Raw genomic sequence first — 18,066 nt, 5'->3', positions numbered from 1 at the left:
CTCGCAACATGCACTCGTTGCCAACATGTGGGACGACAGTCCCGGAAACGCCCCGACCGGCGCGCTTGACCAGAACGCCGCCCATTGGCATGGTTTCCCAAGTTTGCAGGCTCCGCGCACACCGTACGGCATGCCGCCGGCGCTACTTCTACTGAGGACGTGCTCAGCCGCGCCGCCGCCCACCGACCGGGTGCGCATCCGCCGCGTACCTGGAGGACTGACTTGAGGCCCACCCGTTCCGCCCTACTCACGGCGCTCGCATCCACATTGCTGGCCTCTTCGCTCACCGGCTGCCAGTTCGCCAGCGACTCGGCCGGCGGGGACGGCGGCGAGATCCTCATCGCCGCCGACCTGGAACTGTCCGGTGCCGCCGCAACCATCGGCAAGGGCTACCAGCGAGCCCTCGAACTGAAGGTCGAGCAGATCAACGAATCGGGTCTGCTGGGCGACCGGACGATCCGGCTGGACGTCCGGGACAATCGTTCCGACCCGAGCGAGTCGCTGCGCAACGTTGGCGACTTCTCTGGCGACTCCGCGGTGACCGCGATCATCATGGGCAGTTGCAGTGACTGTGCGGTCGGCGCCGCCCGGACGATCAACGACGAACGGGTGCCGACCATCTCGCTGGCCCCGGCCACCGCGGTCGCCACCCCGGTCACCGAGCGTCGCTATCTGTTCAAGCTCGGTCCCAACGCGGCAGACAGCGCCGCCGCGGTCGCCAACGAGCTGCGCCGCCGCAACATCGGGCGGGCCAGCCTGCTGCACACCGACGACGAGTACGGCCGGGACGGCCTGCGGGTGATCACCGCCGAACTGGACAAGCTCGGCATCAACCTGGTCGGCACCGAACAGGTGCGGACCACCGACACCGACGTGAGCCAGGCCGTCGCCGCCCTGGCGCAGCCGTTGACCGGCGAGAATCCGGGCGCACTGCTGGTCTGGACCTCGGCCGAGCAGGCGGCGCTGGCGGCGGACAGCGCCGCGCAGGCCGACTACCCGGGGCCCCTGTTCTTCGACGCCGCCGCCGCCGGGGACCTGTTCCTGTCCGGTGGCTCGGCCACCGGCACCAAGGGCGTCAATCTGGTCTTCACCCAGACCATGGTGATCGACGACGTGATCGCCAACACCCCGGCGAAGGCAGCCCGCAAGCAGTGGTTCCGCGACTACACGGCCAGGTTCGGCAGCTACTACGGGTTTTCTTCGTTCGCCGCCGACGCCGTCCAGCTGATCGCCGACGCGGTGGCCACGTCGGCCGGCGATGGCTCGATCAACCGGGAGGCCATCCGTGAGGTGCTGGAGACCACCCAGTTCGACGGACTGTCCGGGCCGATCCGGATGACCCCGGACAACCACTCCGGACTGATGCCCCAGGCACTGACCATGCTGGTCTCCCGGGGTGGCCGCTGGCGGCTGGCCAGCTGACGACCCCGATACGGCCCGGACGTCGTGCGCCCGCCAGGATTCCTGGCGGGCGCACGACGTCCGGCGCGGGCGCGGCATAGTGGCAGACGTCAGCGGGCGGACGTCGTCTCCCGCACCCACGGCAGCAGCAGCCGTTCGAAGCCGACGAGCGCGAAGTAGAGCAGAATACTCATCAACCCGATCAACACGATCGCCGCCCAGGCGGCGGAGTTCTCGCCCATCCCGCTGAACTGCAGGGTCATGTAGCCCAGGCCTTCCTCACCGGCCTGGAACTCGCCGATCACGGCACCGATCGCCGCCAACGGCATCGCGACCTTCAGGCCGACGAAGATCTGTGGCAACGCCGCCGGAAACCGGATCTTGCGAAAGGTCTGCCAGCGGGACGCGTCCAGCGACCGGGCCAGCTCGGCCAGATCGGCAGGGGTAGAGGTCAGACCGGTCACAGTGGAGAGCACGATCGGGAAGAAGCAGAGCAGGAAGACCATGGTGAGGATCGACTGCTGGCCCCAGCCGAGAGTGACCACGAGCAGCGGGGCGAGCACGATCTTCGGTACGGCGTTGAGCGCCACCAGCAGCGGGGAGAACATCCGCTCGGCCACCTGTGATCCGGCCAGCGCCAGTCCGATCAGCACCCCGACCACGGTGGAGATCGCGAACCCGGCGACGGTCGAGGTGGTGGTCGCCAGGGTGTGTTCCAGCAGTCGCGGTACCCGCAGGGAGAACGCCGCGTACACGTCCTGCGGGGGTGGCAGCACCACCGAGTGCACCAGGTCGAACACGCTGGTCACGAGCCACCACACGGTCACCGTCACCGCCACGCCGAGCAGCGGTAGTCCAACGGCGGCGACCCGGCCGCTGACGGGGCGGCGGACCGGAGCGGTGGTCGCGGCGCGTACCGGTGGCGCCTGCGCCGGTTTGAGTACGGTCATCGACACTCCTCAGGTTCGCCGAACCGCCGGTGCGGGCGGGTGGATCACCATCCGGCGGCCCACCCGCCCGCACCCGGGTCGGTCAGGATTCGGCGTTCGGGGCCAGGTCAAAGTTGACGACCTGCTCCGGCTCCAGGCCCGGCGGAATTGCCCCGGCGCCCTGCAGGATCGCGATGCTGCGGGCGATCCGCTGGCTGTCCAGCGCACCGACCGGAACACCGGAGCTGGTCGACTTCACGAAGGCGGCCATCAGCTCCAGTTCGGCGGCGGCCGCAGCCGGGTTGGCCTCCTCCACGTTCTTGGCCATGATCTCGCCGGCCTCCTCCGGGTTGGTGATGCTGTACTCCAGGCCCTTGAGCAGTGCCGCGCTGAAGCGCTTCACCATCTCCGGGTCCTCCTCGGCGATCGCCGTCGAGGTGATCAGCACGTTGCCGTACAGGTCGGTCATGATGTCGCTGTACGGCAGCACCACGGCGGTCTTGCCCTGCGCGACGGTCTCCACAGTGGGCTTGCCGACCACGAACTGGCCGATGCCGTCCACCGACCCGGAGGCCAGGGTGCCCATCAGGGTCTGCGGGGCACCGTTGACCCACTCGACCTTGGTCTCGTCGATGCCGGCCAGCGAGGCGTAGGTCGGGAACAGGTTGCGCACCACCGAGCCGGGGGCGTCGGCGAGCGTCTTGCCCTCGAGGTCCTTGGGGGTGGTGATGCCGCTGCCGTCCAGCGCGATGATCGCGGCCATGGTGCGCTGCTGGATGCCGGCTACCACGACGAAGTCCTTCGCCTCGCCGTTGCCGTACTGCAGCAGTCCGCCGGTCATGTCAATCGGCGTGAAGTGGGCCTGTCCAGCGACGACGGTCTTGATGTTGTCGCCGGTGCCGGCGCCCGCCTTGACCTCGACGTCGAAGCCGGCCTCCTCGAAGAAGCCCTTGTCCTTGGCGACCCAGGCGTAGGAGTCCCGACCAAAGTTACCGAAGGAAGTGAGGTAAGTCACTTTCTTCAATTCCTCGGTGCCACCGGCATTCGCCTCGTCACCGTCGTCCGCGCTGCAGCCGGCAGTGACCGCAAGCGCCGCCGCGAGGGCCGTGGCGGCGATCGTACGGGTGAGCCTTGTCATGAACGTGTGTCCTTTCCAACCCGACGGCCCCTCGACGAACCCGCAGGTCGTCGAGGCGACCGGAGGGGGTAGTTGGTCCGGCGCGGCGGCCGGCCGGTGGGGGCCGGACCGGTGCCGCGGTCGCGTTGGGAAACTTCGCGGGCAACAGAGTACGAGGGAAACCTGACTAATGCGACAGCCGGGCATCGCAAACCCTGGATCGCAATCAAAAGTGTTTACCGCGCGGGTCGTGCGTGGCCGGCACGATCCGGATACTCTGTCCCCCGCTTGTTGATCGACTCGGGACGAGGGAGCTGCCGGCCCCATGATCCAGCTCAGCGGAGTCGGGCGGACGTTCGCCGGTCGCTCCGGCACAGTGGAAGCACTGCGCGGCATCGACCTCTCGGTGACCGCCGGTGAGTTCGTCGCGGTCGTCGGTCGATCCGGTTGCGGCAAGTCCACCTTGCTCAGACTGATCGCCGGGCTACTCCCGACGACGGCCGGCGCGATCACCGTCGGTGGCGAGCAAGTGGTCAAGCCACGCCGGGACATCGCGATGCTCTTCCAACGTCCGGCCCTGCTGCCCTGGCGATCTGTGCTGGACAATGTCCTGTTGCCGGCGGAGATCTTCGGGCTGCGTCGCAGACAGTACCGGGCGAAAGCCCTGCAACTGCTGGAGATGGTCGGGCTGGCCGGTTTCGACAAGCGGCTGCCGCACGAGCTGTCCGGCGGCATGCAGCAGCGGGTGTCGCTGTGCCGCTCGTTGCTCGCCGAACCACAGGTGCTGCTGATGGACGAGCCGTTCTCGGCGCTGGACGCGCTGACCCGTGAGGAGCTCTCCGTCGAGCTGCAACGGATCCACATGGAACGCGCGGCGACCATCGTCTTCGTCACCCACTCGATCGACGAAGCCGTCCTGCTCGCCGACCGGGTGGTGGTGCTGAGCCCTCGACCAGGGCGGATCCGCAAGATCGTGCCGATCGACATCCCGCGTCCCCGCAGCCTGGGGCGCAACGCGCACAGCGAGGACGTGGCCCGGTGCAGTGCCGAGCTGCACGAGGTGCTGATGGAACGCGACGCACCGGCCACGGCCGGGATCGGAGGGTACTGACCATGCGGGTCAGCGTGTTCACCGAGCCGCACCGCGGCGCCAGCTACGACGACCAGCTCCGGCTGGCCCGGCTCGCCGAGGAGTCCGGGTTCGAGGGCTATCTGCGGGCCGACCACTACCAGTCGATGGGCGAGGAGCTGGCGCTGCCGGGGCCGACCGACGCCTGGCTGACCCTGGCCGCGCTGGCCCGCGAGACCACCCGGATCCGGCTCGGCACACTGGTCACCTCGGCGACCTTCCGGCTGCCCGGGCCGCTCGCTGTGATGGTCGCCCAGGTCGACCAGATGAGCGGCGGCCGGGTCGACCTCGGCATCGGGGCCGGTTGGTACGCCCGGGAGCACACCGCCTACGGTCTGCCGTTCCCGTCCGTCGGGGAACGCTTCGACCGGTTGGCCGAGCAGCTCGAGGTGATCACCGGGCTGTGGCGTACCCCGGTCGGTGACCGGTTCAGCTTTCACGGCAACCACTACCAGCTGGTCGACGCTCCGGCGCTGCCGAAGCCGGCGCAGCCGGCCGGCCCGCCGATCATCATCGGCGGACGGGGGCCGAAGCGGACCCCCGAGCTGGCCGCCCAGTTCGCCGACGAGTTCAACATGCCGTTCAAGTCGGTCGCCGAGACTGCGGCGGCCTACGAGCGAGTGACCGAGGCCTGTCTCCGGACCGGGCGCACCGAGCAGGACCGACCGCCACTGACCATGTCGGCCGGCATCGTCATCGCGATCGGGCGGACCGACGCCGAGGCGCAGCGCCGTGCGGCGCCGCTGCACGAGAAGAGCGCCCTGCCGCCGGAGGACCCGGTGATCGGCTCGCCGGCCCAGCTGGTGGACCGGATCGGGGAGTTTGCGGCGATCGGTACCAGCCGGGTGCACCTGCGGTTCATCGACCTCGCCGACCTGGACCACCTGGAGCTGGTCGCCGCCGAGGTGCTGCCCCAGCTGGGCTGACCCACCGGGCCGGCGGCCGTCGCCTCGGTCCAGGTCGACAGTGCGCGCAGCCGCCCGTAACCTCCCGGCATGGCCTTGCGGACCTGGCTCAGAGCGATCACCACAGCGTTTGGTGTGGCGGCGTTCGCCGGTGCCATCCAGCTCGGTGCCGCTTACGGTTTCCAACTGGTACGCCTGCGTCGCGACTTCGTCGGGCCGACCGCAGACTTCTGGCCGACCCAGCTGTCCTGGCTCGCCTGGTTCGCGATCGTCGCTGCCGTCGTCGGCGCGGGCGTGGCGCAACGGGTCGCCGAACAGCGTCCGGCCTGGCCCCGGCGGGTGTCGGCGGTCCGGACAGCGGTCCGCCGGGTCGTCTTGGCGCTGGTCGCCGCAATCGGTGCGGCGCTCGCCGTGGTCGGGTTGTCGGTGCTGCCGGCGCAGGCGTCGACCGGGGTCGACGATCCGGTGACGGTTACCGCCCTGATCGGCGGGATCGGGGCGGTGGTGGGTCTGCCGGCGGCGCTGGCCGCGTTGACCCATCCGGCGATGCGCTGGAACGTGCTGGTGTTCAGCGGCGCGCTCTGGCTGCTGGCGGTCGGGTCAGTTGCCCCGGATCTGTGGGCGGGTGACCCCGTCGCCGAGATCCGACCCGGGGTGCTCGAACCGGTCGTGCTCGACGTGGGTGACTCCGGTTGGCAGGTGTTCGTGCTGCTGCCGGCGCTGGCGCTGGTGCTCGGTGCGGCGGTGAGCGGGCTGGCCCGGTGGCGGGCGGCGCCGACGGTGGCCACGGCGGTGTCCGGGATGGCCGGACCGGCGGTCCTCGACGCCGCGTACCTGGCCGCCGGGGCCGGCCGCGCCGGGCCATACCAGGACGCCCCCTACTGGGCGGCGCTGCTGGCGGTGGCCGCCGGGGTCGTCGGTTCGATCACCGTGGCTGCCGTGCGGCGGCCCGGCCGACGGGTCAGCACCGCAACCGGAACGCCCGCGCCCGCGAGTGGGACGCCCGCGCCCGCCGTCGGAGTGACCGTCGGACCCGCCGATAGCTCGTCCGAGAGCCGAGAATCGGTAGTGGAAATTGCCCTATGTGAAGAGATCCCCGTCGCTTCGGCATCCGTCGGGCGGGCGTCACACCCGCCCGCAGCGGACCCACCCACACCGAGCCTGACCTCACCAGAACCGGTCCGATCAGGCTCGGTCCGATCGGGCCCGACCGCAGCGTCACCGGTGCCGGTCGCCGCGCAGTCGCATCCGGGCGACCGTCCGCCGCCGGTACCTGCGGCGGTCACCCCCCGTGTCGACCCGACCCCGATCGCGCCGGGCGGGCCGCCGACACCGACTCCGACTCCGGTGACCGATGGCGCCGACCGCCCGACGCCAAAGCCGGTCGCACCACCACCGGTCGCACCGGAACCGGTCGCCGCACCGCCCACCGCACCTGCGGCCGGTCGGATTCCCCAGCCACGGTTCATGCGCCAGCGGCGGCCGGCACCTCCACCGACGTTGACCGACGAGGACGCCGAACACGTGGACTGGGTCAGCGAGTTGGGCCGGCAGCCCCGCCGGCGCGGGCGGCCGGAGCCGTAGCGGCGCCGACGATCAGGCCAACGGCAGGTAGACCCGGCCACCGGATGCGACGAATTCATCCGACTTGTCCTTCATGCCCTGCTGGGCGTACTCCTTCAGATCCTGCGTGATTTTCATCGAGCAGAACTTCGGGCCGCACATCGAGCAGAAGTGGGCCGACTTCGCCGGCTCGGCCGGCAGCGTCGCGTCGTGGTAGGACCGGGCGGTCTCCGGGTCCAGCGACAGGTTGAACTGGTCCTCCCAGCGGAACTCGAACCGCGCCTTGGACAACGCGTCGTCCCAGGCCTGCGCTCCCGGGTGTCCCTTGGCCAGGTCGGCCGCGTGCGCCGCGATCTTGTACGCGATCACTCCGGCCTTGACATCGTCGCGATCCGGCAGCCCCAGGTGCTCCTTCGGCGTAACGTAGCAAAGCATCGCGGTACCGAACATGCCGATCATCGCCGCCCCGATCGCCGACGTGATGTGGTCGTACGCTGGGGCGATGTCGGTGGTCAGCGGGCCGAGCGTGTAGAACGGCGCCTGGTGGCACAGTTCCTGCTGCAGGTCCACGTTCTCCTTGATCTTGTGCATCGGCACGTGGCCGGGGCCTTCGATCATCACCTGCACGTCGTGCTCCCACGCCACGGAGGTCAGCTCGCCCAACGTCCGCAGCTCGGCGAACTGCGCGGCGTCGTTGGCGTCGGCGATCGACCCCGGTCGCAGCCCGTCACCCAGCGAGAAGGTCACGTCGTAGCGGGCCAGGATCTCGCACAGTTCGGCGAAGTTGGTGTAGAGGAAGTTCTCCTCGTGGTGCGCCAGGCACCAGGCGGCCATGATCGACCCGCCCCGGGAGACGATCCCGGTGACCCGGTCGACCGCCAACGGCACGTACGGCAGCAGCACCCCGGCATGCACCGTCATGTAGTCGACGCCCTGCTCAGCCTGCTCGATCACGGTTTCCTGGAACACGTCCCAGCTCAGCTTGACCGGATCCCCACCGACCTTCTCCAACGCCTGGTAGATCGGCACCGTGCCGATCGGCACCGCCGAGTTGCGCACGATCGCCTCGCGGGTCTCGTGGATCCCCTTGCCGGTGGACAGGTCCATCACCGTGTCCGCGCCCCACCGGGTGGCCCAGGTCAGCTTCTCCACCTCCTCGGCCACCGACGACGAGACCGCCGAGGTGCCGATGTTGGCGTTCACCTTCACCAGAAACCGACCACCGATGATCATTGGCTCGGACTCCGGGTGGTTGACGTTGGCCGGCAGCACCGCGCGTCCGGCGGCGATTTCCTCCCGTACCACCTCGGCCGGAAGGTTCTCCCGCAGCGCGACGAACTCCATCTCCGGGGTGACGGTCCCGGCCCGGGCGTACGCCAACTGAGTGGGCCGACGCCCGTGGGCCCCGGCCACCGGGGTGCCGGCACCGCGTACCGGGGCGACGTCGCCGCGCTCGGCGATCCACCGCCCGCGCAGCGCGGCCAGCCCGACCTGCGGGTCCGACCCCGGACCCGACGTGTCGTAGAGCCGGACCGGCGGGTTGTCGCCGGTAAGGGTCACCTCCGCGAACGGCACCTGGATGTCCGGTCGCGTTCCTTGCACGTACACCTTGCGCCGAGCCTGCATCAGCGGGCCTCCTTCAGGTAGTTGCCGAAATGGTCTATCGGTCCGTGACCGGAGCCCAACCGCCAGTGCCGGGCGCCGTCGAGCGCCCGCGCGACATACTCCTTGGCGAAAACCAACGCAGCTGGTACGTCGTCGCCGAGCGCCAGCCGGGCAGCCACCGCCGCCGCGAAACTGCACCCGGTGCCGTGCGTGTTGCCGGTTTCGTGCCGCTCGCCGGCCAGCCGCCAGCCGTCGACGGCGGTGCCGACGACGTCGACCGCCGGGTCCGCCGCCGCGAGCGCGTCGGCCGAGGCCGGGGCGGTCGACGTACTGTCCGGGTCGCCACCGGTCACCACCACGAACCTCGGTCCGCCGGCGGCCAGCTCCGCAGCCGCCCGGGCCATCTCGTCGACGGTCCGCACCGGCCAGCCGACCAACGCCGAGGCCTCCGCCCGGTTCGGTGTCGCGACCAGGGCGTACGGCAGCAGCCGCTCGACCGCGCCGACCACACCGAGCCGGTGCCCGCTGGTTGAGACCAGCACCGGATCGACCACCAGGTTCGGCAGCTCCCCGGCTCGGGCCAGCGCGGCGACCGCCCCGGCGATCCGGGCCGTACCGAGCATGCCGGTCTTCACCGCGCGCACCGGCAGGTCGGCGCGGACCGCCTCGATCTGGGCGAGCACCTGCGCTGCCGGCAATTGATGGACGCTGGTGACGCCGGTGGTGTTCTGCGCGGTTACCGCAGTGATCGCGCTGGTGCCGTAGACGCCGAGCGCGGCGAAGACCTTCAGGTCCGCCTGGATGCCGGCGCCGCCGCCGGAATCGGAGCCGGCGATCGTCATCGCCACCACCGGGGTGATCCGGTCGACGGGCCTCAGCTGCTCACCTCGGCCGCCGGGCATCAGCAGCTCACCTCGGCCGGTGCGGCCGCCGCGACCAACTCCGCCACGACGGCCGCCGGGTCGGCGGCGCGCATCACCGCGCCCATCACCGCCACCCCGGCGGCTCCGGCCGCTCGACAGGTGGCAACCTGCTCCGCCGTAGTCACCCCGGCGAGGGCGATCACCGGCCGGCCGGCGGCCACTCGGACCAGGCGGGCCAGCCCGGCCGGGCCCAGCGGCGGTCCGTACCCGGGCTTGGACGCGGTCACGAAGACCGGCGACACCGTCAGGTAGTCCTCCGTGGTCAGTCGGCTGAGCTCAGCCTCGTCGTGGCAGGATCGGCCGACCAGCCCGAACGCCGGTGGCGGGTACGGTCCGGCGGCGCTCAGATGCACCGCGTCACCATCCAACGGGTCGGGGCCGGCGACGATCAACGTCCCGCCGACCGGGGCGAGGATGCCGCGCAGCCGGTCGGCCAACGCGGCGCGTTCGGCCCGGGGCAGGTCGCGTTCCCGCAGCACCACCTGTCGGAGCCCGCCGGCAACCGCCGCCGCGACCACCTCCGACAGCGGCCGGGCAGTCTGCCGGCGATCGGTGAGCAACAATATCCCGTTCACAGTTCGGGTCGCCCCTCGTCCGAAGTGGATGCCAGGGCGTGGAAACGCTTCGGGATCCGCCCGGCGCGCGCCGCCAGCCGGCCTGCGTCGATGGCGTACCGCATGGCGGTGGCCATCGCGACCGGGTCGGCGGCCCGGGTGACCGCGCTGGCCAGCAGCACCGCGTCGCAGCCGAGTTCCATCGCGAGCGCGGCGTCGGAGGCAGTGCCGACCCCCGCGTCCAGCACCACCGGGATGTCCACTGACTGACGGATCAGTCGAATGTGGTGCGGGTTGAGGATGCCCAGCCCGGAGCCGATCGGCGCACCGGCCGGCATCACCGCCGCGCAGCCGGCGTCGGCCAGCCGGCGGGCCAGCACCGGATCGTCGGTGGTGTACGGCAGCACGGTGAACCCGTCGTCGACCAGCTGCTCGGCGGCGCGCAGCAGCTCGGCGCCGTCCGGCAGCAGGGTCCGTTCGTCGCCGATGACCTCCAGCTTCACCCAGTCGGTGTCGAACGCCTCGCGGGCCAGGTGGGCGACCTTGACCGCCTCGGTGGCCGTGTAGCAGCCGGCGGTGTTCGGCAGCAGCCGTACGCCGCAGCGATCCAGCAGATCGAGCAGCCCGCCGTGCATGGTGGCGGCGCTGTCCACCCGGCGCAGCGCGACCGTGACCAGGCCGGTGCCGCTGGCCGCGATCGCCTGCTCGAGGATGTGCAGGTTGGCGGCACCGCCGGTGCCGAGGATCAGCCGGGAGTCGAAACTGTGCCCGGCGACGCTGAACGGCATCCGGCTCACCCGCCCTGCGCCGCGATCAGCACCTCGACCCGGTCGCCGTCGCACAGCTGCTCGGCCGACCAGCCGCTGCGCGGCACCACCTCACCGTTGACGGCGACGGCGACGCCGCGTGCCCGGTCGGTGACCGCCCGGACGACGTCGGCCAGCACGGTCCCGGTCGGCGCGGTCATCGGTGCCCCGTTGACGATCAACTCCACGGCTGCTCCTCCCTCGCGATCTCGCTGGTCGCGGCGGTGAACCGGGCCGGCTGGAACGGCGCCAGCGCCGGATCCGGGTCGCCCCCGGCCGCCAAATCGGCGATCAGGTCGGCGGTCACCGGGGTCAGCACGATGCCGTGCCGGTGGTGCCCGGTCGCCACCAGCGCTTCCCGGCCTGCGGTGCCGCCGGCCGAGTTGACGTCGGGCTGCTGGTGCCAGCCGAGCAGCGGCGCGTTGTCCGGGGTGCCGGGCCGGGCCGCCGCCTGCGCCTCGAGCAGCTCGTACTCGGCGATCTCCGGCAGCAGATCGGCGGCGGCGCGCAGCAACTCCAGCACCGCTCCGGCGGTGACGGTGGTGTCGCCGCGCTCCTCGACGGTGGCGCCGACGACCACCTCACCGTCGGCACGGGGCACCAGGTAGACGTGCCGGCCGTCGGCGTACCCCCGGATCACATGCCGGAACCCGACGGCGCCGGCGGGTGCCCGCAGCCGCAGAATCTGGCCTTTCACCGGGCGGACCGGCAGCCCGGTCAGCGCCGCCGATCCACAGCCGGCCGCGACAACGACGACCCGCGCGTCCAGTGCGGAAAGATCGGTGACCGGCTGCGGGACGACGGTCACCCCGGCCCGGTCCAACGCGGTGTCCAACGCCGCGACCAGCCGACGCGGGTCGACCTGGTGGTCGTCGGGCATCAGCGCGCCGCCGCGCACCCTCGGCGCCAACGCCGGTTCGCGCTCGCGCAGCGCCGTGGCGCGCAGCAGCGTGATCGGCAGGTCCAGACTCTGCTGGTACGCCCAGAGGCGATCCGCCTCGCGTCGGTCGTCGCCGGTCAGCGTGACGACCAGTGTGCCGGCGGTGCGGTAACCGATATCCTGGCCGGTGACGGCGGTCAGCTCGGCGGCGAACGCCGGCCAGCGGGCCGCCGATTCGACCAGCAGCCGGGTCAGCTCAGCCTCGCCGAAGTGCGACTCGGCGACCGGGGCGAGCATCCCGGCTGCCACCGAGGACGCCCCGGATCCGGGTGCCGGGTCGTAGAGCACGGTACGCAGCCGACGCTGGGCGCACCGCCAGGCGATGCTCATCCCGATCGGCCCGCCGCCGACCACCGCCACGTCCGCGCCCTCGGCCGACCCGGTCATCGTGTCGCGCCCGTCTGGGCGGCCGGCCGCTGCCGTACCGCAGTCAGCAGGTCAGCGGTGGCCTGCCCCGGGTCGACGGCACCCGCGATCGCGCCGACCACCGCGACTCCATGCGCCCCGGCGGCCAGCAGGTCCGGCACCCGGTCCACAGTGATCCCGGCGATCGCCACCACCGGCACGTCGACCGCAGCGGCGACGGCGGCCAGCCCGGCCGGCCCGATCGGGTCCGGCAGCCCGGACTTGGTGCCGGTGGCGTAGCACGGCCCGACCCCCAGGTACGTCGCCCCGGCGGCGACCGCCGCCCGCCCGGTGGCCGGGTCGCGGGCTGTGGCGCCGAGGATCGCGGCCGGCCCGAGCACCCGGCGGGCGGCGTCGACCGGCAGGTCCGCCGCACCGACGTGCGCACCGGCCGCGCCGGTGGCGAGCGCGACGTGCAGCCGGTCGTTGACCAGGCAGGTCACCTGGTACGCGGCGCATTCGGCGACCGCGCGGACGGTCAGCTCGTACGCCTCCCGGTCGGACATGTCGTCCTCGACGCGGACCTGCACGACCAGGTCGGCGGTGGCGTCGGCGGCGCGGGCGGCGGCGAGCGCCACCCGCAGTACGCCGAGCGGGTCGCGCCCGGGTCGGGTGTCGGTGATCAGATGCAGTCGCCCAAGGGACGGCACGGCAACGCTCCTCCCTGCGCCGGCATTACCCGGATCAGGTTCTACGGTCGGAGGCCGCGTCAGCCTCCCTCTCAGCCCGGTGCACCGGGCTCCCGTGGGTTACTTGCCTGTTACCGTACGACGGTCTCGTCGATCCGCCAAGGGTCAATCCGAGGCAACCTTCGGTCGCTGCCCACCCCGCCGCTGTCCGCCGTGACCAGGCTCACCGCCAGCTGGGCGCCAGCAACGCGGCTGATCTTTCGGCGTGCCGTTTCGGCCTGACATTTTTCGCTGGTACTGGATATGACCTTCCACCTCTTGCAGTCGCGGAGTTACGTTCTGTTTACTTATCGACTTCGATGGGGAAGGTAGTAATGTCGGCGAAGAGCAACCGGGTGACGGCACACACGGTAAGGGCACGAAGGGCAGCAAGGCTCCTGCTGGCGAGGGCTCTCGTGGTCCGCTGGGGTTCATGGTGGACTTGGCCCGAGGTCTACGGGACCTGCTGCGCGGGTGAGGCAGCTCCGGCCCGAGTACCGGGGCCCGTCCGGTCGCGTGGAAGCTGATCCATTGGCTGTGCCGGGCCCTGGTGCTTCCGTGGAGTTAGGGCAGCTGGCCCGGCTGTTCACCGGGGTTGGGCTGGCGGGTGAGTTCCCGCCGGGTGGCTGGTGGAAGGGCGTGGACCTGGTGTGACCTGCCCCGGTGCCCCGTGCTACCGGCCACTGCCTGGGTGAGGTATTTGACCGAGTCGTCGCCGAGATGTGCGGGGATACTGAGGCTGTCGGGGTGAACTTTTCCGGCGGGCTGGACTCTTTGGCGGTGCTGGTGGCGGTGTGCCAACTGGCCCAGGTGCGACGGGTGGTGGCGTTCACCGTCGATCTGGTCGACGACGACGATGCCAGCACCGCCGTGGCGGCGGCGGATCTGGTAGCCGATCTCGGACTGCCGGCAGACCTGGTCGTTGTCGAGCCGGATGGGGCCGGACCGGTGCCTCCATGGTCGCCGCTTGGGCCGAGGTTCGACGCGTTGCCGCGCGTCAACGCCCGGGTGAACGCCGCCGCCGCAACGGCCGGTTGTGGGGTGCTACTTTCCGGCAACGGCGCGGACGAGTTGCTGGCGGCAGGGTCGTTCGCGACAGCGCAGGTCGCTGGCCGGTGGGGTCTGCGGGGTGTCCGCCGGTATCTGGCGGACATGGCCGGCACTGCAGCCGGGCGGCTCGGGGAGGCGGTGGCGGTCGTAGCCCGAGTCCTGCCGGCCAACTGGTCGGCGCGAGGCGTACTGGGCGGCGAACTGGCCCGGGTTGTGTCGCCCGACGGTGTCGCCGTTACTGGCGACCCATCACCGGCAGGACGCACTGAGGTGGGCGGCGGGTTGGGTACGCGACCATGTCGCTGGCCATAGGCAGGCGGGGCGGTCGTGGGCGGAGGCCGACCGAGTCGACACGTTCTGGCCACGCGGGTTCCTACCGGCGGCGGGCGCCGTACCGGAGGGTTCGCCGTTCCTGCATCCGGATCTGGTCACCGCCGGCTTGGCGGCACCGATCGCATCACGCTACGACCCGCGCCCCAGGCACGCCTACCATCGAATCAAGCCTTTGGTGACCGGGCTGTTTCCGGACAACATGCGGGCTGGGCTGCCGACCCGGAAGCGGTACTACGCTACTGCGTTGACCCGGTCGGTCATGGGTCCGCTGGCCGCGCCGGTGTGCGTCGGGGCCGGGCTGCTGGATGCCGCCGCAGTCACGTCATACACAGACCCGGCAACCAGGATGATGGTGACGGCGGTGGAGTCGTGGCTGGCCGGGGCGGCAACGCGCGGGTTCGCGTTCAGTGGGTGAGCCGGTACGACCAGAGCCGGTCAACCTCGGTGAAGCCGGCCCGCTCATACATCGTGTTGGCGGCGGCCCGCGAGCGTTCCGGGTCGTCGGAGGGGGCATCGTCGTCGACGTAGAGAATCACCTGCCGTCCGCCGAGTCCCGCCAGCAGGTCCAGGGCGGACCCGAGAAGGCGGGGCCCCAGCCCTTCGCCCCGGGCGGCCGGTTCCACACCGATCCACCACAGCACCCCGACCCCGTCGACCGGGTCACCGATCGTGGCCTCGGCGACCACCTGGCCGCCACGTTCGACCTCCAGGACACGACGGTCCTCCTCCCGGCGGACTCGGCAAGAGCAGCTCGGCAGGCCGGTGGCGGGCAGGTCGCGGCACATGTACCGCCAAAGATCACTGCCGACGAAACCGCATTCGGTCAGGACGGTGTGGGTGGCCGGGCGGTGCCGCACCGGCAGCGCCTCCAGGCCGAGGCCCAGCGCGGTGGCGAAGGCGAACGCCTCCACGGTCGGGCAATCGGCCAACTCGGTCAGGGCGTGATCGAGCAGCAGTCGCACGACGGCGGGGACCTCGCGGGCGTGCAGCCACAGGATCATCCCGGCACGGTCACGTGGACGGCGGGCGAAGGCGATGACGCCGACCGGCTTGCCTGTGCCGTCAACCAGCGCCTCGGTACGCAGGTCGGACAGCTCTGCCCACCACGCCGAGTCCACCGGTGAGGTTCCGTCAATCGCGGCTTGCAGCATGGCCGGCGTGCAGGCCGGCTGGCCGGGCAACCGGTCGCCGTTGATCAACGCGACCAGCTCCGAGGTGGCGGTGGTGACCGGGGTCAGCAGTGACGTGGCCATCCTCAGCCTCCTCTCGAGTAAGTCAGCTGGTGAAGGTGCCAGCTCTCGCGGCGGCGACGAAACTCGACCAGCTCGCCGGGGCGATCACCAGCGCCGGACCAGCCGGATCCTTCGAGTCCCGCACCCCGACGACCCCACCCAGTCCGTCCGCCACCTCGACGCACTGACCCTGGTTGTTTGATCGGCTGCTCTTGCGCCAGCTAGCTCCGGAAAGATCGATCATGACTCGTACTCCTTCGCGGTCCGCCAGAAGAGGTCACGACTGGCCTGCTCGCTCAGCGCCCGGCCAGCGATGTCGGTGAAGGTCCAAGCGTACCGCTCAGCCTCATCCGGCCGATCGAGGAACAGAGCTCCTGTCAGCTCCTCCACGTAGACAGTCGTCGGCTCGTTCCCTTCTGGAAAATCAAGAAGAGTGAACGAACCGTGCGCCATCAGGCCGGCGTGCAGCCCGGCGCTGAACGGCAGCACCCGGATCGAAATGTTCGGCTGCTCCCCGGCCTGAGCCAGCCGACGCAGCTGCCCGGCCATGATCTGCCCGCTGCCAATCGGTCGACGCAGGATCGCTTCGTCGAGCACGATGTCGAACCTGGGCAGGTAGGGCTCCATCCGGGTCAGCAACCGCGCGCGACGCATCCGCATCTCGACCCTGCGCTCGATCTCCTCCGCCGGCACTTCGTACTGGTTCACGCTGAACACGGCAGTTGCGTACTCGCGGGTCTGCAGCACGCCGGAGACGAGCTCCGTATGGAATTCGCGGAGGTGGGCGGCAGCCTCCTCCAGACCGATGAACAGCTCGAACCAGGACGGGATGCTGGCGTAGTCGTGCCACCAGCCCTTCTCCTTGGTCTTCGGGGCCAGCGCGGCCAGCGCCTCGATGGTCTTCAGGTCCGCGCCGTACAGCTCGCAGAGCAGCACCACATCCTCGGCGCGGATCGGCACCTCACCGCGCTCCATCCGCAGCAGCTTGGTCGCCGACCACTCCAACTCCCGGGCCGCCGTGGTCTGCGGCACCCCGGCCAACCGCTCACGCAGCCGACGCAGCTCCCGACCGAGCTGCCGGCGGGGCACCGACGAGTTCAACAATGCTGCGGGCACGTTGCCACCTCCTGATACGCCACTCACCGACGGCTGAATGATCGACAGACGACAGTCACTATCGAGTGGACATATCTCTACCACAACGCCACGACACCGTTGCCGAACCGCTAATTGATCATTGACTGACGGCTGTCCTGAAAATCGGCACGAAGCACCGCGATCCGCAGCCGGCCTCCACTCCACGCAATGCAGGTACCCGATCATCGGCGGAAGTCCAGCCGAGGAGTCAGGATCATGGGAGGCTCAGCCGTGCCGGCACTCCCCCGGCGCGGCCGGTGACGCGAATCAGCTCGAGGGAACCGTCATTGTCGTCAAAACGGCCCCGAGACAACAATGTGGGTTCCCTCGGCGCCGTGGCGCGATCCGGTCCAGCGCCGGTCAGCTCAGCGAGCCGCCGGGGCCGGCGGGCTCCGGCAGGATCGACCGCAGTTCGGCGAGGTCGGCGGCGTCCGGCTGCCACGACCCGGCGACGGCGTTCGCCCGTACCTGCTCGGGGGTGGTCGCCCCGGCGATCACCGACGCCACGGCCGGCTGCGCGGCCAGACCGCCGATCGCGACCGCGAGCAGCGGCACATCCCGCTTCGCGGCGTACCCGTCGAGGGCCTCGATGACGTCCCACGGCGCTCCACCGAGCCGGGCGGCGTACCGGCTGCTCTCGCCGGCCAGCCGGCTGCCCGGCGGCGGCGCCTCGCTCCGGCGGTACTTGCCGGTCAGCAGCCCGTCGGCGAGCGGGAAGTACGGCAGCAGCCCCAGGCCGAAGCGCCGGCAGGCCGGCACCACCTCCCGCTCCACCCGCCGGTCCAGCAGGTTGTACTCGTTCTGCGCACTGATGAACGGTGACAACCCGGCGGTACGCGCGACCCACGCCGCCTCGGCGAGCTGCCAGCCAGCGAAGTTCGAGCAACCCACATAGCGGACCTTGCCGGCACGGACCAGGTCGTCCAGGGCCCGCAGGGTTTCCTCGACCGGGGTGACCGGGTCCGGCGCATGGAACTGGTACAGGTCGATGTGGTCGGTGCCGAGTCGACGCAGCGACGCCTCGACGGCCCGCATGATGTACCGCCGCGAGCCGCGTACCCCGTGGTCGACGCCGTTGCGGCCGGACATGTCCATGCCGAACTTGGTGGCCAGCACCACGTCGTCGCGGCGGCCGCGCAGCGCCGCCCCGAGCTGCTCCTCGGAACCGCCGTGCGGGGTGCCGTAGATGTCGGCGGTGTCGAACAGGGTGATCCCGGCGTCGATCGCCGCGTCGACCACCGCCCGGGTACCGGCGGCGTCGAGCTTGCGGCCGAAGTTGTTGCAGCCGAGCCCGACCGCCGACACCATCAGCCCCGAGTCGCCCAACCGGCGGTAGATCATCTCCGTCACACCGGCCAGCCTACGACGG

At 70.9% G+C, this 18,066-nt stretch carries 19 protein-coding genes and 1 riboswitch; of the genes, 6 read left to right on the top strand and 13 right to left on the bottom strand.

The genetic code is table 11. The features are described 5' to 3' along the window. Positions 1-222 precede the first annotated feature (222 nt). Positions 223-1,422 (top strand): ABC transporter substrate-binding protein, encoded by a 1,200-nt coding sequence (locus ACFHW1_RS01230; RefSeq protein WP_416614655.1) that lies wholly within the window; start codon positions 223-225, stop codon positions 1,420-1,422. Between the two features lie 89 nt (positions 1,423-1,511). Here the strand turns inward: ACFHW1_RS01230 and ACFHW1_RS01225 are convergent, their stop codons facing one another. After that, complete coding sequence (locus ACFHW1_RS01225; protein WP_416551306.1) at positions 1,512-2,351, bottom strand: ABC transporter permease; 840 nt, start codon at positions 2,349-2,351, stop codon at positions 1,512-1,514. An 82-nt stretch (positions 2,352-2,433) separates the two neighbouring features. Next, positions 2,434-3,468 carry an ABC transporter substrate-binding protein gene (locus ACFHW1_RS01220; RefSeq protein WP_416551305.1) on the bottom strand — a complete coding sequence of 345 codons (1,035 nt, stop codon included), beginning with the start codon at positions 3,466-3,468 and terminating at the stop codon, positions 2,434-2,436. A gap of 304 nt (positions 3,469-3,772) precedes the next feature. Between ACFHW1_RS01220 and ACFHW1_RS01215 the strand changes: the two genes are divergently transcribed. From ACFHW1_RS01215 to ACFHW1_RS01205, 3 genes are all read left to right on the top strand, one after another. Then, on the top strand, positions 3,773-4,558 hold the full coding sequence (locus ACFHW1_RS01215; protein ID WP_416551304.1) for an ABC transporter ATP-binding protein: 786 nt from the start codon (positions 3,773-3,775) through the stop codon (positions 4,556-4,558). Positions 4,559-4,560: 2 nt separating this feature from the next. Next, positions 4,561-5,502 carry an LLM class F420-dependent oxidoreductase gene (locus tag ACFHW1_RS01210; protein ID WP_416551303.1) on the top strand — a complete coding sequence of 314 codons (942 nt, stop codon included), beginning with the start codon at positions 4,561-4,563 and terminating at the stop codon, positions 5,500-5,502. Positions 5,503-5,571: 69 nt separating this feature from the next. Continuing rightward, on the top strand, positions 5,572-7,065 hold the full coding sequence (locus tag ACFHW1_RS01205) for a hypothetical protein (RefSeq protein WP_416567418.1): 1,494 nt from the start codon (positions 5,572-5,574) through the stop codon (positions 7,063-7,065). A gap of 12 nt (positions 7,066-7,077) precedes the next feature. On the opposite strand, the gene thiC is transcribed toward ACFHW1_RS01205, so the two are convergent. The 7 genes from thiC to ACFHW1_RS01170 form a co-directional block, all read right to left on the bottom strand. Beyond that, the gene (gene thiC / locus ACFHW1_RS01200; RefSeq protein WP_416589847.1) at positions 7,078-8,670 is read right to left on the bottom strand and encodes a phosphomethylpyrimidine synthase ThiC; all 1,593 of its coding nucleotides are present in this window, start codon (positions 8,668-8,670) and stop codon (positions 7,078-7,080) included. Beyond that, the gene (thiD, locus tag ACFHW1_RS01195; protein ID WP_416614676.1) at positions 8,670-9,509 is read right to left on the bottom strand and encodes a bifunctional hydroxymethylpyrimidine kinase/phosphomethylpyrimidine kinase; all 840 of its coding nucleotides are present in this window, start codon (positions 9,507-9,509) and stop codon (positions 8,670-8,672) included. The genes thiC and thiD overlap by 1 nt, the downstream gene beginning before the upstream one ends. A gap of 41 nt (positions 9,510-9,550) precedes the next feature. Next, the gene (locus ACFHW1_RS01190) at positions 9,551-10,147 is read right to left on the bottom strand and encodes a thiamine phosphate synthase (protein ID WP_416614653.1); all 597 of its coding nucleotides are present in this window, start codon (positions 10,145-10,147) and stop codon (positions 9,551-9,553) included. Beyond that, positions 10,144-10,914, bottom strand: coding sequence for a thiazole synthase (locus ACFHW1_RS01185; protein WP_416551299.1), 771 nt, complete (start codon positions 10,912-10,914; stop codon positions 10,144-10,146). The genes ACFHW1_RS01190 and ACFHW1_RS01185 overlap by 4 nt, the downstream gene beginning before the upstream one ends. A gap of 5 nt (positions 10,915-10,919) precedes the next feature. Next, positions 10,920-11,120 carry a sulfur carrier protein ThiS gene (thiS, locus tag ACFHW1_RS01180; protein WP_416551298.1) on the bottom strand — a complete coding sequence of 67 codons (201 nt, stop codon included), beginning with the start codon at positions 11,118-11,120 and terminating at the stop codon, positions 10,920-10,922. Continuing rightward, positions 11,111-12,259, bottom strand: a complete 1,149-nt coding sequence (gene thiO / locus ACFHW1_RS01175; protein ID WP_416589848.1) for a glycine oxidase ThiO — start codon at positions 12,257-12,259, stop codon at positions 11,111-11,113. The genes thiS and thiO overlap by 10 nt, the downstream gene beginning before the upstream one ends. Then, positions 12,256-12,927: a thiamine phosphate synthase gene (locus ACFHW1_RS01170; RefSeq protein ID WP_416551296.1), complete on the bottom strand. Its 672-nt coding sequence runs from the start codon at positions 12,925-12,927 to the stop codon at positions 12,256-12,258. Before ACFHW1_RS01170 ends, thiO begins: the two co-directional genes overlap by 4 nt. After that, positions 12,922-13,033: riboswitch (TPP riboswitch) on the bottom strand. Its footprint overlaps the gene before it by 6 nt. A 575-nt stretch (positions 13,034-13,608) precedes the next feature. Between ACFHW1_RS01170 and ACFHW1_RS01165 the strand changes: the two genes are divergently transcribed. Further along, complete coding sequence (locus tag ACFHW1_RS01165; protein WP_416589849.1) at positions 13,609-14,307, top strand: asparagine synthase-related protein; 699 nt, start codon at positions 13,609-13,611, stop codon at positions 14,305-14,307. A gap of 196 nt (positions 14,308-14,503) precedes the next feature. Then, positions 14,504-14,743, top strand: a complete 240-nt coding sequence (locus ACFHW1_RS01160; RefSeq protein WP_416551294.1) for a hypothetical protein — start codon at positions 14,504-14,506, stop codon at positions 14,741-14,743. Here ACFHW1_RS01160 and ACFHW1_RS01155 read toward each other — a convergent pair. The 4 genes from ACFHW1_RS01155 to ACFHW1_RS01140 all read right to left on the bottom strand — a co-directional run bounded on the left by ACFHW1_RS01155 (position 14,733) and on the right by ACFHW1_RS01140 (position 18,038). Continuing rightward, a complete protein-coding gene (locus ACFHW1_RS01155) occupies positions 14,733-15,581 on the bottom strand; it encodes a GNAT family N-acetyltransferase (RefSeq protein WP_416551293.1) in 849 nt (282 codons plus the stop codon). The genes ACFHW1_RS01160 and ACFHW1_RS01155 overlap by 11 nt on opposite strands. 22 nt (positions 15,582-15,603) lie before the next feature. Next, on the bottom strand, positions 15,604-15,804 hold the full coding sequence (locus ACFHW1_RS01150; RefSeq protein ID WP_416551292.1) for a DUF397 domain-containing protein: 201 nt from the start codon (positions 15,802-15,804) through the stop codon (positions 15,604-15,606). Further along, a complete protein-coding gene (locus ACFHW1_RS01145) occupies positions 15,801-16,676 on the bottom strand; it encodes a helix-turn-helix domain-containing protein (RefSeq protein ID WP_416567413.1) in 876 nt (291 codons plus the stop codon). Before ACFHW1_RS01145 ends, ACFHW1_RS01150 begins: the two co-directional genes overlap by 4 nt. A 381-nt stretch (positions 16,677-17,057) precedes the next feature. Then, the gene (locus tag ACFHW1_RS01140) at positions 17,058-18,038 is read right to left on the bottom strand and encodes an aldo/keto reductase (RefSeq protein ID WP_416551409.1); all 981 of its coding nucleotides are present in this window, start codon (positions 18,036-18,038) and stop codon (positions 17,058-17,060) included. Positions 18,039-18,066: the final 28 nt, after the last annotated feature.

Origin of the sequence: Micromonospora sp. LOL_014, assembly GCF_048060245.1 — a bacterium.
In the GTDB taxonomy this organism is placed as follows: domain Bacteria; phylum Actinomycetota; class Actinomycetes; order Mycobacteriales; family Micromonosporaceae; genus Micromonospora_E.
Note: the sequence above shows the minus strand (reverse complement) of the source record. Positions and strands in the feature narration are given on the sequence as shown.

Coding starts and splice junctions, on each gene's coding strand:
- ACFHW1_RS01225 (WP_416551306.1), bottom strand. CDS start 2,351: ATGACCGTACTCAAACCGGCGCAGGCGCCACCGGTACGCGCCGCGACC.
- ACFHW1_RS01220 (WP_416551305.1), bottom strand. CDS start 3,468: ATGACAAGGCTCACCCGTACGATCGCCGCCACGGCCCTCGCGGCGGCG.
- ACFHW1_RS01215 (WP_416551304.1), top strand. CDS start 3,773: ATGATCCAGCTCAGCGGAGTCGGGCGGACGTTCGCCGGTCGCTCCGGC.
- ACFHW1_RS01210 (WP_416551303.1), top strand. CDS start 4,561: ATGCGGGTCAGCGTGTTCACCGAGCCGCACCGCGGCGCCAGCTACGAC.
- ACFHW1_RS01205 (WP_416567418.1), top strand. CDS start 5,572: ATGGCCTTGCGGACCTGGCTCAGAGCGATCACCACAGCGTTTGGTGTG.
- thiC (WP_416589847.1), bottom strand. CDS start 8,670: ATGCAGGCTCGGCGCAAGGTGTACGTGCAAGGAACGCGACCGGACATC.
- ACFHW1_RS01185 (WP_416551299.1), bottom strand. CDS start 10,914: ATGCCGTTCAGCGTCGCCGGGCACAGTTTCGACTCCCGGCTGATCCTC.
- thiO (WP_416589848.1), bottom strand. CDS start 12,259: ATGACCGGGTCGGCCGAGGGCGCGGACGTGGCGGTGGTCGGCGGCGGG.
- ACFHW1_RS01155 (WP_416551293.1), bottom strand. CDS start 15,581: ATGGCCACGTCACTGCTGACCCCGGTCACCACCGCCACCTCGGAGCTG.
- ACFHW1_RS01150 (WP_416551292.1), bottom strand. CDS start 15,804: ATGATCGATCTTTCCGGAGCTAGCTGGCGCAAGAGCAGCCGATCAAAC.
- ACFHW1_RS01140 (WP_416551409.1), bottom strand. CDS start 18,038: ATGATCTACCGCCGGTTGGGCGACTCGGGGCTGATGGTGTCGGCGGTC.